General features: G+C 58.1%; 14 protein-coding genes. 7 read left to right on the forward strand and 7 right to left on the reverse strand.

What is annotated here, in order from left to right; all coding sequences use genetic code 11:
- Positions 1 to 220: 220 nt before the first annotated feature.
- On the reverse strand, positions 221 to 1714 hold the full coding sequence (locus AQUI_RS0102735; protein ID WP_084294262.1) for a UbiA family prenyltransferase: 1494 nt from the start codon (positions 1712 to 1714) through the stop codon (positions 221 to 223).
- Positions 1715 to 2118: 404 nt separating this feature from the next.
- On the opposite strand from AQUI_RS0102735, the gene AQUI_RS29690 reads away from it, so the two are divergent.
- Positions 2119 to 2934 carry a sulfotransferase gene (locus AQUI_RS29690; RefSeq protein ID WP_084294246.1) on the forward strand — a complete coding sequence of 272 codons (816 nt, stop codon included), beginning with the start codon at positions 2119 to 2121 and terminating at the stop codon, positions 2932 to 2934.
- Between the two features lie 154 nt (positions 2935 to 3088).
- Here AQUI_RS29690 and AQUI_RS0102745 read toward each other — a convergent pair whose 3' ends face one another.
- From AQUI_RS0102745 to AQUI_RS27045, 6 genes are all read right to left on the reverse strand, one after another.
- Complete coding sequence (locus AQUI_RS0102745) at positions 3089 to 3985, reverse strand: glycosyltransferase family 2 protein (protein ID WP_027256135.1); 897 nt, start codon at positions 3983 to 3985, stop codon at positions 3089 to 3091.
- Positions 3975 to 4199, reverse strand: a complete 225-nt coding sequence (locus AQUI_RS0102750) for a hypothetical protein (RefSeq protein WP_156916758.1) — start codon at positions 4197 to 4199, stop codon at positions 3975 to 3977. Before AQUI_RS0102750 ends, AQUI_RS0102745 begins: the two co-directional genes overlap by 11 nt.
- A 142-nt stretch (positions 4200 to 4341) precedes the next feature.
- Positions 4342 to 5085: a sugar transferase gene (locus tag AQUI_RS27035; RefSeq protein ID WP_084294248.1), complete on the reverse strand. Its 744-nt coding sequence runs from the start codon at positions 5083 to 5085 to the stop codon at positions 4342 to 4344.
- Positions 5086 to 5528: 443 nt separating this feature from the next.
- Positions 5529 to 9017 (reverse strand): G8 domain-containing protein, encoded by a 3489-nt coding sequence (locus AQUI_RS0102760; protein WP_027256137.1) that lies wholly within the window; start codon positions 9015 to 9017, stop codon positions 5529 to 5531.
- A gap of 463 nt (positions 9018 to 9480) precedes the next feature.
- Positions 9481 to 10563 carry a Gfo/Idh/MocA family protein gene (locus AQUI_RS27040; protein WP_051371793.1) on the reverse strand — a complete coding sequence of 361 codons (1083 nt, stop codon included), beginning with the start codon at positions 10561 to 10563 and terminating at the stop codon, positions 9481 to 9483.
- Positions 10560 to 11585, reverse strand: coding sequence for a glycosyltransferase family 2 protein (locus AQUI_RS27045; protein WP_051371794.1), 1026 nt, complete (start codon positions 11583 to 11585; stop codon positions 10560 to 10562). The genes AQUI_RS27040 and AQUI_RS27045 overlap by 4 nt, the downstream gene beginning before the upstream one ends.
- A gap of 191 nt (positions 11586 to 11776) precedes the next feature.
- On the opposite strand from AQUI_RS27045, the gene AQUI_RS27050 reads away from it, so the two are divergent.
- The 6 genes from AQUI_RS27050 to AQUI_RS27055 all read left to right on the forward strand — a co-directional run bounded on the left by AQUI_RS27050 (position 11777) and on the right by AQUI_RS27055 (position 18892).
- Positions 11777 to 12721 (forward strand): glycosyltransferase family 2 protein, encoded by a 945-nt coding sequence (locus AQUI_RS27050; protein WP_051371795.1) that lies wholly within the window; start codon positions 11777 to 11779, stop codon positions 12719 to 12721.
- 360 nt (positions 12722 to 13081) lie between these two features.
- On the forward strand, positions 13082 to 14074 hold the full coding sequence (locus AQUI_RS0102780) for a glycosyltransferase family 4 protein (RefSeq protein WP_211235991.1): 993 nt from the start codon (positions 13082 to 13084) through the stop codon (positions 14072 to 14074).
- Between the two features lie 356 nt (positions 14075 to 14430).
- Positions 14431 to 15036 carry a class I SAM-dependent methyltransferase gene (locus tag AQUI_RS0102785; RefSeq protein ID WP_027256139.1) on the forward strand — a complete coding sequence of 202 codons (606 nt, stop codon included), beginning with the start codon at positions 14431 to 14433 and terminating at the stop codon, positions 15034 to 15036.
- Between the two features lie 3 nt (positions 15037 to 15039).
- Positions 15040 to 16614 carry a glycerol-3-phosphate dehydrogenase/oxidase gene (locus tag AQUI_RS0102790; RefSeq protein WP_084294256.1) on the forward strand — a complete coding sequence of 525 codons (1575 nt, stop codon included), beginning with the start codon at positions 15040 to 15042 and terminating at the stop codon, positions 16612 to 16614.
- Positions 16611 to 17615, forward strand: coding sequence for an NAD-dependent epimerase/dehydratase family protein (locus tag AQUI_RS0102795; protein WP_035919672.1), 1005 nt, complete (start codon positions 16611 to 16613; stop codon positions 17613 to 17615). Before AQUI_RS0102790 ends, AQUI_RS0102795 begins: the two co-directional genes overlap by 4 nt.
- Positions 17615 to 18892 (forward strand): glycosyltransferase family 4 protein, encoded by a 1278-nt coding sequence (locus tag AQUI_RS27055; RefSeq protein ID WP_051371796.1) that lies wholly within the window; start codon positions 17615 to 17617, stop codon positions 18890 to 18892. Before AQUI_RS0102795 ends, AQUI_RS27055 begins: the two co-directional genes overlap by 1 nt.
- The last annotated feature ends 224 nt before the right edge of the window (positions 18893 to 19116 follow it).

Here is a 19116-nt window from a genome sequence, read left to right on the forward strand (position 1 = left end):
CGGAATTGCAGGTCTGCGCATGTGCCGGGGCATCCCGGAAAACCCAGCATTTATCGAGATGAAACTTAACGGCCATACCAGCAATTGTTCCCATGCAAATTGCCAGCGGGAGCGCAAGTTCGCCCTCATAAAAAGTGAACGGCAGCCGTTGTGTGAGCAGGCTGGCAAAATACGGCTGCAATAGCAGACGCGCCATAAAGACACACAACTTGAGCACGTGTCATACCTGTGCGCTGACGACAAACACCGCCCCGCAGCACAGGAACACCAGAAGGCTGATCCTGTCCCTCAGGGCAAAGACGATCGGGTCGTCATGCATTTCTCCGCGGTAAGAGATGATCGCGACACGGTTGATCCAATACAGAAGCATCATGCAGGCCAGCCAGAGCAATCTGGGCTCCGAGTAGAGACTGGCGACATTTGCGTTCGACACATAGAGCGCCAGAATGACAACAGAACAATAACCCGACGCCAGCATGGCGCCCAGAACAACCGGCAAGTCAGCAACGCGGTAGCCCCTGCCGTCTGTACTGGTCAGTTTCCGGGCTTTCAGATCCGTCAGTTCAGAAATGCGCTTTACGGCAGCTAAAGACAGAAACAGGAACATGGAGAAGGCCAGAAGCCATTCTGACAGCGGGATGCCGCCGGCTGCGCCCCCGGCAACGATCCGGATGGTGTAAAGGGCGCCCAAGGTCCAGATATCAATCATAAGCTTGCGTTTCAGAACCAGGGAATACGCAAACGTCAGGCCGACATAGCCCAGAAGGACAGTGGCAAACAGCGGTGGCAGAAAACCCGCGATCGCCAGCGCACTGAAAAGCAGCACCCCGGAATGAACCGTTCCGTGCGCCACTGGAATTGTCCCCGCAGCGAACGGGCGGTTGCGTTTTCGCGGGTGCTGGCGGTCCACATGCAGGTCCAGCATGTCATTGATCAGATAGATGCTCGACGCGGCCAGGCAGAAGGCGCAAAACGCCAAGAACGACGGCAGCAGCGCCGCCGGATCATGTGCTGCAAGGGCTGGAACGAAAATGAGCAGGTTTTTCAGCCACTGATGCGGGCGCATGGCTTTGATATAATGGCGGCTGCGCCCGAAGGTATTGCCGCTGTCATCATCCGCCAGATGAAGGGCATTCCCGCATATTTCGTCGACACGTTTGCGCATGGTCCTGGTGGAGCCAACAGTGATCGCTTGGCGTGCCGCAGGCCACACGTCCAGATCCGCATTCGAGTCTCCGATATAGTCGAAGCCCTTTTCGCCAAAACGCTCAACCAGCCAGCGCGCCTTTTCTTTCCCGGAAAGATTGCGGGTGTCATCCGACCCCACGGCTTCATCGAACAAACCCATTTGCGCCGCGATCTGCTTGACCTGCCTTTGGTTCGAGGCCGAGACTAAAAGGACCTCGCGCTCTTCGGCTTTGGCCGCGCTGATAAGCGCAAGAACTTTGTCACGCATCGGAACAGATGCAGCATCGATCAAGACTTCCGATGCGAGCCTGTCCTTGAATTTGGCTTTGCCGGACAGCAGCCAGGCTACAATCTGCGGCAGCTTCGCCGGATGCTTGGAGATGAGCAGTAAAAGCGCCTCGTGCATCGTGTCGGATTTTGTCAGGGTTCCGTCCAGATCGACGATCAGAGGCACGTCTGTGCGACCGGTTTCATCCAAATCAAGAGAGCCTGCCGTTTCGCGCTGCGCTGCAAATGTCGACGTCATATCGTTACCAAACTCAAAAAAATTGCACAAATCAAGGGTTTTGGAGCCGCAAGGGGAAATTCTAACCCATGCTGAACGTGAAAGCGAAAGGTGATTTCACAGTATAGTGCCGCAAAGCGCTGCAGTGTCCAGGTGAACCCATTGCGCTGTCTCTGCGGGATCCCTTCAAAGAGAATGCATGCCGTTCCGGCATTGCCGCTGAACGCCTCTGAAACCCGCCCTTGACCGGCCCGGGTAGATTTCCGGCGGTCTCAGTATCAGCATGGCATTGCTTGACGAAGACCGCGGCCGCTGATCAGGTTTGGCAGGGCCGCGGTCTGATCTGCCGGTTGCGGGCCGCTGGATGACGCCGCCGCCCCGATCCCCTATAGTCTGACTGAAACCGACCCGTCATTGAGAAATGCATGCAGCCTCAATATTCCGTGCCGATAAAAGACTTCCTGCATTCAACAACAGGTGCAGCGGCCAGCCTGTTCCTGCCGCCCATTAAGAAGTTTGCCATTCTGTCAAGCGGCCGATCCGGATCTAATCTTTTGATATCATTGCTTAAATCTCATTCTAAAATCTTCCAGCACGGTGAAATATTCGGAGAATTTCAGCTTGAAAGCCCATTGGTACGCCGACGGATCAACCAAGCGGGGGTGTGTGCCTATCTGGACCGGCGCCTCAGCCGCCTGACAACCGAACAAATCTCCGGCGTCAAACTTCTCTACAATAATATCGAGCCTCGATATGGAGATGTGCGGGGTATCCCAGGGACTGGAGACTTGCTGGAACATCTGCAGGCCAATTCTTCCATCCGGATCATTCAGCTCCGGCGCCAGGACAAGCTGGCCTTGCTGATTTCAATGCGCCTGGCGAACGCGCTCCAGCAATGGGTGTCCGGATCCTATGGCAACAAGACCGTGCATATGTCAGTTGAATGGGTCCATGAGCAGCTCACTTGGCTGGAAGCCTGGGAGTCCCGCATTGTGGAAACCTTTCCAGAGGACCGGCTGCTTCAGATGAGCTATGAAACGCTGGCGGCCAACACACAGGATGAGATGCACCGGTTGTTCGCATTCCTGGAAATTGAGCCTGCACCGGTTCATACGCGCATGTCCAAGCAGAATACCCGTTCAAAATCTGAAGTTATCGAGAACTATGACGAACTGCACGAGGCCTTCCACGGGACACCCTATGCGTCTTTGTTCAGCGAAGAGCTGCCGTCGCCTGGATAAAAAAACCGGTTGCTCTTGCAAGCGCGTGTCGGCTGGCCGGCTTTCATCACTTTCAAGGAGACCCGCTGACAGAACCTCCCTGAATTGCAAAAATCAAAGGAACCGGCCTGCAGCAATGGAACATTGCTGTCATCTATGCCCCTGCTGCAATTGTTCATACGCGGCCATAGAATTCGCGATTTGGCTTTCTGAAGCATCCCTTCATGACGCCGTAGTGGAAACCGCCGCGGAGCGTCCAGAAGGCGCATCTTGTCCTGCTGCTCAAAGATACGATGGCGCGAACCCCGCAATAGGCTGATTTGGCAAGGCTTTTAGCCAGCAATAGCGGCATCTTCCGGGACTGCCCCTGCCGGGCGCAAAATCCATAGATCGTTCCGGTTGCCATGTTCTTTGTCAAAAGCCAGTCGAAGGACAGGCGGGAAGGATCTACGGGTTCGTGAACAACCGCAGATGCGCTGATCGCCATGGGGAAACCCATGCGATGCAGCCGGAAAAAGAAGTCGATATCTTCGCCTCCGGTCCGCCCGAAGTCGAGGCGGAACCGGGCATCGCGCAAGCGCGCGTCCCGCCGGTCCAGGAACACGTTGCCGGAAAACCCCGTCTCAACGGTTCCGTTCAGCGCGGATGGCACGCTTGAGTGGATTTTGTTGTCGCGCATCCATTCCGGCGCGCCGGGCGGGTAAATGGCATGCACCGGGCCAAACACAACAGCGGCCCGCTCCCGGGCTGCGGTTTCAAGAAGGCTGGCGATCCACTCCGGTTCAGCGATCTCGTCATCGTCAATAAACACCAGGTACTCTGCGTCGGAATTCTCGAGGCAGGCGTTTCGCGCAATCGAGATATTGCCGGCCGGGGCATGCACATAACGCAAGTTAAGCCTGAGCTTCCTTGCTTGCGCTTCGATCGCGGCTTCTCTGATGGGCCGTTCATCGTTGTCGGCAATGATGATCCGGATTCTCACGTGCTCTGGAAGGTTTTGAACGGCGAGGCTTTCCAACGTCTTGTGCAGGCTGTCGCGGCGGAATGTGCAGATGCCAATGTCAATATTCATGTCTTGCCACCTGCACGGCCAGTTCTTGCCTATCTACTTTGTGACCAAAATTGTAGTTCCATTTCCGCTCAATATCCCGCACAACTAGGGTGCTCGCCGCCGCGCAAGAGCGGATGCGAGGACACTGCTGCTGCCAGACAGGATCAATGTTGGCAATGATCATATCCAGATTGTTCTTCTCCTCAGCCGTCTCGATCGGATTGTCTTTACTCATATGCCTGCTGTCCGGGGGGTCTTGGCTGATGTGGCTTCTGGCCGGCTGGCTTTTGTCGGCGCCGCTGTGTTTGATCATACTCTACGTCGAGCACCGCAGCCGCTTCAAAAGCCGGCGCAGCCCCCCCGTCCAGCGGACTTCGTCATACTGCTCCGGACAAGCGGCCGGAAACAAACAATAGCACAGTCTTCCAAAAAATCTGAAGATCGAGCCGCAAGCTTGAATTGCAGACATACCACACATCCATAGAGACACGCTCAGCATAAGAGGTGTCCGAGCGCCCGCCAATCTGCCAAGCACCGGTGATGCCTGGCTTCACGGCTTCATAATATGCTCTATCCTTGCCGTATTGCGCCAATTCCTCCTGCGTCACAGGCCGCGGGCCGACAACGCTCATGTCTCCGATGAACACATTGAAGATCTGCGGAAGCTCATCCAAGCTGGACTGGCGCATCAGGTTTCCGAGGCCGGGAAGGATCCTGGGATCATTTTTGAGCTTTCTTGTTTGCTCCCATTCGCGGCGCAAAACCGGATCTTCTGCAAGTATTTTGTCCAGCACCTCTCCTGCATTGGGCGCCATGGTGCGGAACTTCAAGCAGGAAAACTCCCTGCCTCCCAAGCCGACACGGTTGTGCCTGAAGATTGGCGACACCTGGTAAACCAGCATGATGTAAAGCGACAGCATGGCCATGAGCGGTGCAAACAGCACAATCATCATCAAGGACAGCATGATATCGCACAGCCGTTTCGAGATTTTCCCGGAAAAACGCTGTCTGCCGGTGAAACCGGTTACGCCTGCGGAATGTGCAAACTGACAGGATGTGCTTCTTCTTGTACCAAACGCCCTATCTTCCTCCGACACTGAAGTCGCGGAGTCCAAAGACATCACAGATTCCCCCCACACAAAAAACTTTGTATTCCCAGCAAGCCCAATACCCTGGCGGAACAATCACAGGGCAGCGGCGCAACTGAAGCTTACCAATCGTTAACGTTTAGAGCTTACCATCTATTGCCTTTGCTGCAAGCGGCAAGCCGCAACGCCTGAAATTTGCCGATAAGCAAACTCTTGGCGCAAGCTGATGAATGCGCAGGCAGCATCGCTGCCTGCAGCCTGAAGCTTTCAAGTTTAGCAAAACGTTAGCCCAAAGACGCCCTGGCCTGAGCCCGGCGCCGGCCACCGGGTCTTGGAGTTTCCCGGCGCTTGGCTTCGCCCCGGAATCCGGACGGCTTTAAGTGAGGGACACCGGCTGCTGGCCCCCGGGAATCAGAAAGAAGATGAAATAAGGGCCCCTTGCGGGGCCCTTGGGGAATCTCATTTTTCTGTTTGAATTACAGGGCCAGCCAGTCGGCGGGGTCTGCAGCCTGCAAGTCGCTCAAGTCGATACCAGCCAAAGTGAGAGTTTGGCCTGCCGGGACTGACAGAGCGGTATCCGCACCGGTATCGGTCATACTGCTCAGCACTTCATCTGCATCAGCAAAGCCCAGGGCGGACAGGTCCAGCAGGATGGTGCCATCAATGCGGAAGCCCGTGATATCATCTGAACCGCTGCCGTTTTCGACAAAAATGGTACCTGCACCGTCATCATCAAAGGCAAAATCGTCATCGCCAGCACCAGCATAAAGAACATTAGCACCGGCGCCGTTCACGTTGACAACATCATCACCGCCACCGTTGTAGATGGTGTTGATGCCGGTCGCCGCATCACCAATGGTGATGGTGTTGACGCCAGCGGTGCCGCCGCCGAAGACGGTGTTGTTACCGGTGCCGGTGATGGTGATGACGTCGTTGTCATCATCATCACCGCCGAAGATGATGTTGTTGCCGGATCCGGAGACATTGATGGTGTCTGCGCCCTGGCTGCCGCCAACAGTGTTGACGCCTTCCGCGGCTCCAGCAATTGTCAGGCTGTCGCCGCCTGCGCCGCCCCAAAGTGCATTGCCGCCATCGCCGTTGACGGTCAGGATGTCTGCGCCTGCGCCGCCGCCCAGAATGTTGTTGCCATCGGCACCGTCATTGACGTCGATATTGTCGCCGCCTTCACCGCCCCACGCCTGGTTCGCACCATCGCCTGCGATGTCGATATCATCGGTGCCGCCGCCGCCGGCCACGATATTGTCGCCGTCGCCGTTGATGTCAATGTTGTCAGCCCCAGTGTCGCTGTCGCCAGCCCACACGCGGTTGTTGCCGCCGTTCAAGACGAACAGATCGTCTCCATCGCCCCCGAACAGGGTGTCGTTGCCGTCGCCGCTCTCGAGGGTGTCGTTGCCGTCGGTGCCATTTTGCAGCACGTCCTCATCAGGACCCGGGACAGGGTCCGGTTTGGGCTCGCCCGTTTCACTGGCAAAGTCCTGGCCAATGGATTGAATCCCGTCCTCATAGTAGTGCCGGATTTCGTTTGACGGAGCAGAGAAGCCATCGACCCGGTACTGCTCCAAGTATGAATCCTTGAAGCCTTCCAGGCGAAGCGGGATAGACACGGCCTGGTTTTCACCGGTCATCCGGTCTCCGACCCACCAGTGGAAGGCCAGATCCCAAGTGCCGTTGCTGTTCTTGACCGCCCCGTATTTGTCGAGGATGTAATCGACATCGCGCGACTGGATTTCGGTTTGCAACCCGTCGAACGTATGCACGTCCTGACGATACCAGGTGTTGGCGTGGAATTTGAATGTGCCGACGCTGTCGGTCAGGGTGCCGCGGATGTCGATCTCGCCGCCGCTTGGGCGGATTGTCATCTTCGTGCCCGAATCCGCTTTAAAGGTGATCTGCTCCACCGGGGTCACTTTCGAGCCATCGATGATCCGGTCGTCAAAGCTCACCTGGTTCCCATTCATATCGCGCCCCGAAAGACCGCGGTCGACGTCACGGGAGGTCACGTCGATAAAGACACCGTCAGCATTGTAGCCGCGCGAGTTGAAAACTTCGAACGCATCTTCGACATGGACATTCGACAGGTTGATGCCTTCGGCTTTGTCGCCGACTTTGAAACCCCGGCCAACGCCTACGAACAGCGTATCCTTGAACACGTATTCATTGGTGTAGTTGAAGATGTGCACTGCCTCGTTCTTGACGTTATAGGCCGTCAGATCTTCGAAAGTCTGCTGGATGTCGGTGGCATTGTCGATGTTCCGGTGGCCGGTGAAAATGCCTTCTTCCACGGCGATGATCTGGTTGCCGGTGAAGCCGATGATGGAGGTTTCTTCTTCGTCGTAGCGCTCCCGCTCCTTAAAGGGATTGCCCGACGGGTCGAATTGAACCACGTCCACAGCCGGACCCTGGGTGCTGGTCTCGGAGGTGTTGAACATCCAGGCGGTCTTGGAGTTTGCAGCAATGTTGTCCTGCTGGAGGATCTGCCGTGCCTGGCTTTCGTAAGCAACGCCTTCAATGCCGAAATCGCCGGACTTTTCCAAGGTTAGAACGTTTGCATCTTTATCGCGGCCAGGATCCCGCCCGGTGCCGACGGTGGAGGTGACAAAATTGCCGATCCACTGGCCGGTTTCATTTGCGTCTTCCGAAACGATGCCGGCGCCTGCGACGCCATAGACGAAATTGTAATCAATGGCTGCGTGGCTGTCGTGGTGGACGATGCCCCAGCCGGGGCTGCCGGTAACCGCATTGCCTTCGACGATCGCGAGCTTTGCGTCCTCCTCCGCACCGGTGCGGTGGATATGGACCGCATAGCGGCCCTCGGGGTTATCGGTGCCGGGATTGCGCGCGGTGCCGATGGCATCCTCGCCAGGACCGCCCTTGATACCCGGGCCGCGGTTCGACCAATCGTTTTCGTCCCACAGCTCGCTTGTGTTGATCGGCTTCGATTTATCTGTCCGCCCCAGTTCATCGAATTCGGCAAAACGGACTTCGACGTCAGGGTTGTGCCGGAACATCACATGGCCGCGCACCCCTTCGGGATTCTCGGAGGAGAAGGTCACATTGCGTGTAGAGTTGCCAACGTAGACAGACAGCTCGTTATCGATCCCCTCGCGGCCGGCATAGTCCGGTGTCGTGTGATCATATTTCAGCGGCTTATCAAGGGTGACGGCGCCGGTCTTTGCATTAATCGAAACGATGGTCACTTCTTCGTCTTGGGTCTGCAAAACACCGTTTTTGTCATTGCCGACGTATTCTGTGCCCATAACCACAAGACTATCACCAACCTGCCAGCTGCCGACATCGCCTTCGAGCATCAGCACCGTGTCGCCGGCTTCGGGTTCTTCGGCCAGCTTGAGGTAGGGGGCTTTGGACGCACCCTGAATTTCGACCTTGCCATTGGTGACGACTCCGCGGCCGAGCTGTGTCGGGTCCGCAGAAAGGTCGATCGGGCCATTATCGGCAATCACGATTTCGGCGGAAACGCCGGATTGCACCGGGTTGCCCTCAGCCCCGATTGTCAGGACGGAGGATCCGCCCGTCACCAGGGTATCGACAACCATGCGTGTGTCTGTGTCGACGGCAAAATGCAGCCCGCCATCAACCCCCACTGTTCCAAGGGACGCCTTGCTTACATCGTCGTAAACAACTGAAATGCCTTTCGGAATGTAGACGTCATCGCCAGTTCCAGGCACCTTGCCGTTCGCCCAGGTCGCAGCGTCGAACCACGATCCCCCATTGATCGCCACGGCCGTGCCGGAACCGCCGGCATCCGGAAACAGGTTCATGAGCGCACTGTCATGGCCGGAGTGCATCTCCTGCTGCATGGCAACCGCTTTGGCCAGTGTGGTGCTGCCGGACCCGGTCAGATCCTGTCCGCCAGCTGCAGATCCGGAATGATGCGTCGCATCGTGTGTGGTATCCATTACCATTTCGGTACTCATATCGGTCATAACCGCTCCAGTTGCCTCGCATGCCAAAAGCCCGGGCAAAAGCCCGGCGCAAAAGGCCAGGGCGGCCCAAGCCGCCCCGAATTCGGTGTTGCTCTGATGTCGGAACGGCTGAGTGCCCCGCCCCGGATTCGCAATGCTGGCGTATCCTGTCAAAACAGCGAGAACCATAGCCCGCCAAAGACAGCGCAGAGATCGGCAAATTCCTGCGTGATCCGGATCAGTGCTGTTCCACAATCCGCCTATTCGGGCTTTTCGGCCGGCTGATGGAAGCCAACTGTTCAACATTGTCCATCCTCGAACCACGGCAACGAACATAAAGCATCCGGCGCTTTGCCAAGCCTGGCTTTCAACGATCCGCCGCGCATGGGAATAGCAGGCAAACATGGCCGGCTCGCGCCCGGACTTTGGCAAGATTATGTTTCCGCCGCCGGCAAAGAGCAAACCTGATCCGGTGTGCTTGCTGTCAGGAAGTAGAAGCCTGTGCTCCATCGAGTCTGTCCAAGGCTTCCAAGACAGATATGGTTGCCTCTGGGGGCATGATCCCGCTGGCCGTCGCGCCGTTGAGCAGGCAGGCGCCGGCCTCGTCGATTTCGAACTGCAGGCCGCTTCCGGGAAACGGGGCGGAAATCCTTGTGTGGCCAGGAAGGATCATGCGCCCAATACGTTTCAGCCTCTGCCCGTATGGCGAGTTGGCGAGGCGCGATTTGAAAGATCTGCGGTTTTTTCCAGCTGCCGCAAAACTGACCGGGGCCGCGGTTGCGTACCGGGCCTGAATGAATGGCGCATCCAGGGCAATCCGGGCCTTTGACCCGGACAGGACAAGCGTGTTGCTCATTTGTGTCGCGTGGCTGACACTGATTGCCGACACTGCATCCCCGGATGCTCTGGCGTGGCGCAGCACAAAGGCTGCAGTTCTGGATGCACCGCTCTTGGATCTTTCGACTGTGCCGCCTTCGAGCTGAAACGGTCCCAGCAGGAATTCTGCAATTGATAATCCGTAGCAGCCAAGATCATAAAGAGCCCCGCCTCCCAGTGACGGGTCGGTGATCGGATCGCCTGGCGTTTCTGCCCGCGCAAAGCCTAAGGCCGCTTCGAGATGGACCGCCTGTCCAAGTTCACCGGTGGCAATCCGCCGCTTCAGATCGGCTATGACTGGCAGAAATCTGGTCCACATCGCCTCCATGCAGAACACATTGGCTGCGGCTGCAGCTTCGGCGATCTCGCGCGCTTCAGCCGCATCGCATGCGAATGGCTTCTCGCATAGCACAGCTTTTCCGGCGGTGATTGCGGTCAGGCTGTGCTGTTTGTGCAAGATATTGGGGGTCGCGACATAAACCGCATCTACCGTATCCGAACCGGCCAGTTCCCGGTAACCGCCGAAAACCCGGGTTCCGGGAAACTGCTTTGCGAAGGTTTCCGCGTTCTCCAGTCTGCGGGATGCCACGGCGGCAAGCACGCCGGTTTTACTGAAGCGGATGTCCCGGGCAAACTGCCGGGCAATCCCGCCTGAGCCGAAGATCCCCCATCGGACTTTTGACGCTGTCACGGGCTTCCACCTCTTCTGTTCTTGTTTTTCAGAGCGCCCGGACCCGCGGCCCGGAAAGGCAGCCTGGCGGCGCCTCGAATGACAACCTGCTCCCCCAGCTTTCCGAACAAGTCGCCGATCACGGCAGGCGGGGCCTGGAAGCACCGGATCGCGGCGGCAAAATCGCGCGCCTTGACAGCGTCGATCATGCGCAGCCAATGCCATTTTTTTAGCGTCTCGATGTAATGCTTTTTCAGGGCGGCCTGTTCCGCCTTGGTTAAGTTTTCAGCCGCCATCAATGTCCTGTCCCCCTGGACAAGCGCTCCGAGGTCGCGAGCCGAATGCACCCCGCTCAGCGAATCCGGCCGCGTCACCGCCACATATCCTGCCGGATCGGTCAGGCAAAAGCGGGCGCCCCGCGCAAGCGCAGTGGCATACAGGATATAATCCTCGCCGAGCCGCATGCCGGTGTCATAGCGCAGCGATGTGCGGTTCAAGAAGCCGACGGACATCAGCGGCTTGATAAAGCCCAGCTCTCTGCGGCCGCCGCGCTGGCCCGACAGGTTGCCCCGCACGAATGCGGAAAACCCGAGAGGCTGGACACCGATGCTGTCTTCCGACCACAGCCGGGTCCGCGGCCCCTCAATACCGGTCTCCGGAACTTTGAAGAGATCATCCGCGACAAAATCCCAGTTGCCTTGCTCCGCGATGCGCAAAAGCCTGGCCAGACGCCCCGGCTCCATGAAGTCATCCGAGTCCAGCGGTGCGGCGTATGGGGCTGAGATGTTTTCCAGAGCAAGGTTGCGGGCTGCGGCGGGGCCCCGGTTTTCGGGCTGGGCCAGAACCTGCACCCGGCCGTCTTTGGCGGCGAGGGCTTTGGCGCACTCCAGAGTGCCGTCCGCCGATGCGTCGTCCACGATTATCACCTCGGCCGTCACCTGCTCCTGAGCCAGCGCGGAGCTGACGGCCCGGCGCAGTGTCGCTTGGGCATTCCAGGCAGGGATGATCACGGCGATCTGGGGAGGGGTGCCGGATCCGGTCACTGGCAGGCTGCCGCAACGGTAACAGGATGCACGGCAGTCTTGCCTTCCTTTGCCTCAACGAAGCGGCAATGGATCAAAAAAGTTGAAACGCTGCAAAATGCTGCATACCCTGACCAAGCAGGGCACAAACCGTAGGCCATTCGAACCCGCTATTGAAAGTATTCGAATTCCTTAAACCGTAATTGAGCCATATGACCGATGCAACGGTAATAATAGCAGCGTGGAATGCTGCCGGCACGATAAGCAAATCGGTTAACAGTGCGCTTGCACAGCAATCGGTATCAGCTCAGGTCGTTGTCGTTGACGACGCATCCGATGACAGCATCGCGGCCGGGCTCCCGGACCGGAAAGAGATCCTTCTCCATCGTCTGGCGGAAAACGGCGGGCCCGCGGCTGCCCGGAATGCGGCACTGGATCTTGCCCAAGGAAACTGGATTTGCGTTCTGGATTCGGATGACACCATGCTGCCTGACAGGCTGGCCGGCATGATCCCGATGGCGGAACGGGCCGGGGCTGATATTGTTCTGGGGAATTTTCTCCGGGTTGATGAAAGCGGCCGTCCGCTTGACGGAGAGCCGTTCCTGCCCCGCGAAAGCATTGATCCTGCCAAACCGGTCACTTTGGAAGAATATGTTGCGGGCAATCTGACGTCCCGGGGGTCGAAAAGCACCGGATACCTCAAGCCGGTCATATCCCGCGCGTTTCTTAAGCGGGCCGGCCTGCGTTACGATCCTGCACTGCGCAATGGCGAAGACTGCCATCTGATCATCAGCGCCCTGGCCAAGGGCGCAAGAGTGCATATCTGGCCTGAGCCCGACTACCTGTATACGGTTCGGGCCGGTTCGATTTCACACCGGATCAATCCCGATCATTTTGAGGCCCTGATCAAGGCCGACCGGGCATTTGTCGGGCAGAATGCGCAAGATCTCAGCGCCGAGGCCATCCGCCTGTTCCGCAGCCGCGAAACCGGGCTGCGGGAAATGATGGAGTCGGAGCGGGTTTTGCTGGCGCTGAAATCAAAGCATGTGCTGGATGCATTGCGGCTGGCGGGCCGCCATCCATACGCCCTGCCCAGGGCCGGGCGCCAAATCGTTGAGAGTCTGGGCAAGAAGTTCGGCCTGAAATCAAGACACTGACTTTTGATCAGCCTCTCCTTGCCAGTTGCAGAAACGACAAAACTTAAACTAGGGTGGTCAAACCTCAGTATGGTCCGCAAATGATACGGTGTTAAGGTAGCCAACATTTTGCTCTCCCCGACAGATAATTCGAAAAACCAGCCGGCAAGCCGGCTGGCGACGATCCTGATGCACCGGCGGGTGAACAATCTTAAGTCAGGCAGCGGTGTTCACCTGATGTGCCTGTGCGCCTGCCTGATCGAAGCGGGATATGAGATCCGGATTATACTTGCCCCGCGCACCAGCTTTGGCAGAATTCCATTCTGCAAGCCTGATAAGGTGCTTGCAGAACATGGGATTTCAATCGAATGGCCTAAGACTGTGCGGATCGGCGGAATCTATGTTTCAACCTGTTCGGGCGTTTGGGCAAAGGCCATCCGGCGCCTCTTCACTTACATGGTATCTGCCCTGCGCCTCTGGCTTGGCGGGACCCGGCGCCCCTATCCCAGCGATTTGGGCAAAACGCTGAACTCATCGGAAGCACGCAAAGTTCAGGAGGCTGCGAATAAAAAGCCCAGTGACCTGGTGATCGCCGAATACTCCTCTCTTGCGCCCTTGCTCGGCGGGTGCGGCGCCGCAAAACGCGCAACATTGATACACGACCTTTTTTCCAGCCGTGCGGGATCGTTCAGACAGGCGGGCAGGGCACCGGATCATACTCCGATCACTGTCCGGCAGGAATGCGAACGTCTGATGCAGGCAGATCTGTGCATTCATGCGTCGCAGCTTGAGGCGAACCTTTTGCAAGAAAAGCTGCCTCACATAAAGCATATCTGGATGCGCCCGCTCATAACCGACAACAGGGGCGCACTCGGCGGGGTGCCCCGTGTTGTTTTCATCGGCACCAGCCATGACGGCAACCGGGCAGCACTGGATCTGATTGTGAACGACATCTGGCCGCGGGTCCGGGCCGAAGTGAAATGCGAGTTGTGGATCGTTGGCGAAATATCCAGCTGGGTTGAAGGCAATCCTGAAGGCATACGGTGTTTTCACCCTGTCGAGGATTTGTGTGAACTTGCAAATGGAAATGCGATTGGCATCGCACCGATGCTGGCGGCCAGCGGGATCAGCATCAAGATTGGAACATATCTCGAGCTTGGCATGCGGGTTCTGACATTTGAGGAAACACTCAAAGCCTATGGCGACACCCTGGACGGGCTTGTCACAGCGGTAGCCACCCCCGAAGAGTTTTCGTCAGCGCTGATCTCGATGCTCAAAAACCAAGACCGAACGGCGCAAGACCCGCTGGATGTCGTGTCGCACCTGCAAGCCACAATGAAGAACGACGAGCTCCTGAATTATTTAAAGGCCTGACCTGCGGCCTCGGCTGATGCGGGATTCCCGGGTCCGGCTGACAGTTTTTAATCTGCCTGGCCGTCGAAAGAGGGATCAGCGCAACCACAAGCATCACGCGCAAGAAGCGCGCATTTGCGGCCCAACTGAAAGAAACCCGGAAGGCCGCATGACGCCCGGAGCAAAACGGGGCGGGCTCTATTATTATGAAAATTTTCTCACTTCAGCTGGTCCAGGCTCCAGGCAGCAGGCCATCAGCAAGAACAAAAAACGTGCCGCTCCGCGTCATCGCCCCATGTTGCTAATGAGGTTTAAGGGATTTTACAGTGCGGATACCGCGATCGGGCCGGACGCTGTAGTGCAAGTGGTGAAAATCGGTGAAGAACATCTCGGGGTATTGGGACCAAAACGTTTCGAACTGGAAAGTGGCCAATCATCTGCAGATTGGGACGCAGGCCTTCTTTGAGGAGGTTGAGCGCTATCGCTTCGAGAAACTTGACTATTTGCCTGCCGCGGCGGGGTTTGATCGCTATTCCGGCCGGAAAGTTCTGGATCTGCCAAGCAATGAATTCGATTTCGTGTACTGCCACACGGTGCTGCATTTCACGCCGTCGCCCGGGAAAATGGTGCGCGAGATTCACCGGGTTCTGAAACCTGGCGGCACGGCGCTCCTCATGGCAATCAACAGGCGCTCGTGGCTGTATTTCCTGCACCGCATTGCCGGTGTGAAAATCGACTACATGGATGCGCCGGTCTTTCACAAAATGGACCTGAAAGATTTCACGGAACTGACCGCCCTATTTCCTGATAAAGAAATAAAACTATCCCGTTTTCCAAAAAGAACTGAGGTGCATAAAGGCTGGAAGGCCGCCGTCTATAACACTCTTTTTGTCGACCTGTTTCACGCTCTTCCAGCGCGCATGACCCGGAATACCGGCTGTCACATGCTGGCCTTTGTACATAAACCGGACAGCGTTGGGTAACCTATGAGGCGCGACTTATCCCTTTTGCAGAACCGCCGTTTTGATGTGGTGGTGGTCGGCGGCGGCATCCAGGGGGCCTGTGTGGCACGGGACGCGGCCTTGCGGGGCCTGAGCACCGCGCTGATCGAACAGGCGGATTTTTGCAGCGCGACCAGCCATAATTCCTTGAAGACCATTCACGGCGGCATCCGCTACCTCCAGCATTTGAACTTCAGGCGCGCCATTGACTCCATCCGGGAGCAGCAGATTTTCCTGAGGACCGCCCCGCATCTTGTTCAGCTTTTGAATTTCCTGATGCCCGCCTACGGATACGGCATGAGGGGGCCGCTGGCACTGGGGGCCGGGATCGGCCTTTTCGAACTGCTGAACGCGCTTGTGTCGCTCCGGGACGGCAACAGGCCGGGATGGCCAAGGGGCAGGCTGATGCGGGCCGCCGCCTGCCGGGCGCTTGCCCCCGGCATTGACCAGCACGGCCTGAGCGGCGGCGCGGTATGGGCCGGCGCTCAGGTTGGTTTCGCTGACAAGGCTGTTCTGCAGATCCTGCAGCAGGCGGTGGATCACGGGGCTTGCGCCGCCAACCGCGTGCAGGCTGAGCAGCTGTGTTTCAGCGCGCCGGACCGCGGTTCCGTTTGCGGTCTCAAGGCAAAAGACATGCGCACGGGCAACCGGTTCGAAATACAGGCGCGTTCGGTGGTAAATGCAACAGGGCCCTGGGCCGCGGACTGGATCAAACAGGCCGGAGGCGCCAGACTGTCGCTGAAGGTTGGACTGGTTAAGAGCATGAACCTTGTCACCAGCAAACCCGCATTGCCCTACGCCCTTGCCGTAAAGAGCGCCCGCGCCTCCGATTCCCGGATCGACAGGGCCAAGCGGATGTTCTTCGTCGTGCCCTGGCAGGGCAAGGCGGTTATCGGAACCACCCATTTCACATACCGCGGCAGCTCCGGCAGCATGGAAACCGACCCGGATGGAATCGCGGCATTTGTCAATGGATTCAATGCCGCCTGCCCGGCGATGGGCCTGGCGCTTGATGATATCCTGTATTGCTACCAGGGGCTTATCCCAGGCGACGGCGAGACGGCCGAAGACGGTGCGAAACTGCATGAAAGCAAGATTGTCGATCATGCCGCCACGGATGGTATCGGCGGAATGTTCAGCATCGTCAGTATCAAATGGACAACCGCCCGGCTGACCGCGGAACAAGCCGTTGACCGGCTGCTGCGCCAATGGAATGAGCACCGCAGCTGCCGGACGCGTCAGACACCTCTCCCGGATTATCCGGATATGCCGCATGACACATGCGGATTGTCCGGCGCGCAGCTGCGCGGTTTCGTGGCGGCGCATACCGAACACACCCAGGCATTCCGCTTCAGCGACATCATCTTGCGCAGAACAAACGACCTCGTGCTGGGCAGAATGCGCGCGAAACAGTTTGCTGTGATTCTGCAAACGCTGGCGGATCATTTCGATTGGCCGGCCGAACGGCGGCGCGAAAAGGCACAGCAGGTCTTGGACCGCCTGGCCTCTTCAGCCTTCAAAAGAACATTGATCAACGGGTTGGAGGCGGTGCGATTATGAGTATTGGCAGGGGCGATATTGTATTGGTTACCGGGGCGACCGGGTTCACTGGCAAGCATCTGGTCAGGGCATTATGCGCCACCGGCGCCACAGTGCGCGCGATTGTCCGCAAATCCTCGCAACGCGATGGCATCAAGGATTTGCCGGTCGAGATCTTTCAGGGCGATGTGTTTGATGCGGATACCGCAGTCCGCGCCGCTGAGGGGGTGCATTATGTCTTCCATGCCGCAGCGGCATACCGGGAAGCCAGGATCAGCGACGATGTCTACTGGAAAGTGCATGCGCAAAGCACGCAGCACCTAGCCAGAACGGCGATGCGGAATCCCGGCTTCAAGCGGTTTGTCCACGTGTCAACCATCGGCGTTCACGGCCATATAGAAAATCCGCCCGCAAACGAAGACTACCGCTTCGCGCCCGGGGATCAGTATCAGGATACCAAAGTCGAAGCGGAACTGTGGATCAGGGATTTCGCGCAGACCGAAGGATTGCCGCTCACGGTGGTCCGGCCCGCCGCCATCTACGGCCCCGGAGACCGCCGATTGCTGAAGGTCTTCAAGATGGCAACGAAACCGGTGGTGCCGATCCTGGGATACGGGTGCAAGGGATTGTACCACCTGATCCATGTGACCGATCTGGTGCGGTTCATGATCCTGTCGGCACCCCATGAGAGGACCCTCGGCGAGGTCTATATCTGCGGTGCCCGGGATTCCATCAGCATCGAGCAGATGATCCGCGTCATTGCCAGGAATCTGCAAACGGCGCCCAAGGTCCTGCGCTTGCCCGTCACCCCGTTTTTTATCGCCGGCGATCTGTGCGAATGGATTTGCAAGCCTCTGGGAATAGAACCGCCGATTTACCGGCGGCGTGTCGCCTTCTTCACCAAGGACCGCGCGTTTGATACGTCGAAACTGCGGCAGCATACCGGGTATGAGTATCTTCACACCAACGAAAGCGGGCTTGCGGACACCGCGAACTGGTATGTCAAAGAGGGGTGGCTCTGATGAGCGGGCGGCAGACAGGGCAGACAGGGGCGCGCGCGGATATGCTTGTCGTGGCGCCGCACCCGTTCTTCACGCCCCGCGGCACCCCGTTCAGCGTCTATTACCGAACGCTCGTTCTTGCCCAGGAAGGCGTCAGGATTGATCTGCTGACCTACCATCCCGGACAGGATGTGGATATTCCGGGCGTCCGCATCGTGCGGATCCCGCGCATTGCGGTTCTCGAACCTGTGCCGGTCGGCCCGTCCGTCAAGAAGCTGTTTCTGGACGTTTTTGTTTTTTTCTGGACCATCGGGATGCTCATCCGGCACCGCTACGGGCTGGTGCATGCCCATGAGGAAGCTGTATTCTGGTGCCGCGCCCTGAAGCCCATCTTCCGGTTCCGCCTGATCTACGACATGCATTCCAGCCTGCCCCAGCAGCTGGAGAATTTCGGGTTTACAAAATCAAAGATACTGATCGGGATCTTCCGCTTTCTGGAAGACAGCTGCCTGAAGGCGGCTGATGCGGTGATCACGATCTGCCCGGACCTGCGGGACTATGCGCTGCAGCAGGGCGTCCGGAAGGAAAAGCATTTTCTGATCGAGAACTCGATCTTCGACGATGTCAGGCTGGCGGCGTCCCCCAGCGCGGCCGTGGATCCGGACGCGGAGGAGGTCGTGTTTTCCGCACAGAACCCGACGATGGTCTATGCCGGAACATTTGAAAAATACCAGGGCATCGACCGCGTCATCAAGGCGTTTGCCCAGATCACCGGCCAGTATCCGGCCGCCCGGCTGGTGCTGGCCGGCGGCACCCCGGAGCAGGTTGCGGCCATGAAGGCGGTGGCGGCCGGCGAAGGCTTGTCCGGTCAATGCGTGTTCACGGGCCGGGTTTCGAAAAAGACGGCGCTGCGGCTGAACCGGGAGGCAGATGTGCTGCTGTCCCCCCGCATTGATGGCACCAACACCCCATTGAAAATCTACGAACAGCTGGCAAGCGGAAAGCCCTTGATTGCGACCAGGATCTGGTCGCACACCCAGGTGCTGGACGATGCGTATTGTTTTCTCGTCGAACCGTCACCGGACTCGATTGCTGACGGCATGCGCAACGTGCTGAGCAACCCGGATGAGGCCAAGCGGCGGGCAGAGAATGCACGCAAGCTCTATGACCGCGAATATGCCCGCCCGGTCTATGAAGCCAAAATACGGGCGCTGCTGGCGGAAATGAACTTCAAAGGCGCCGCGCCCTGCGCTCCGGGAAAGGGCCGGGCAGGGCCCGCCTCTTCCGGTCCGGTTTGAGTGCGGGAGGCCATATAATCCGGGCTGCGGCCCGCCGGGTCCGCCCCCCTTCTCAGCCGCAGCTGCTGCGTTCGGGCGGGCAGGCCGCAGCGCATTCCATTCATTCAGATCGGGTTCAGCGGCCGCTTTCGCATTTTTGTTGCGCTGGCCTCAGGGCGGGCGATGACTTAACCTTAAAGGCAGGTTCGTCGGACCGGACCGCTCGGATCACTTGCAAAGGCGGG

Source organism: Leisingera aquimarina DSM 24565 (assembly GCF_000473165.1).
GTDB classification, from domain to species: domain Bacteria; phylum Pseudomonadota; class Alphaproteobacteria; order Rhodobacterales; family Rhodobacteraceae; genus Leisingera; species Leisingera aquimarina.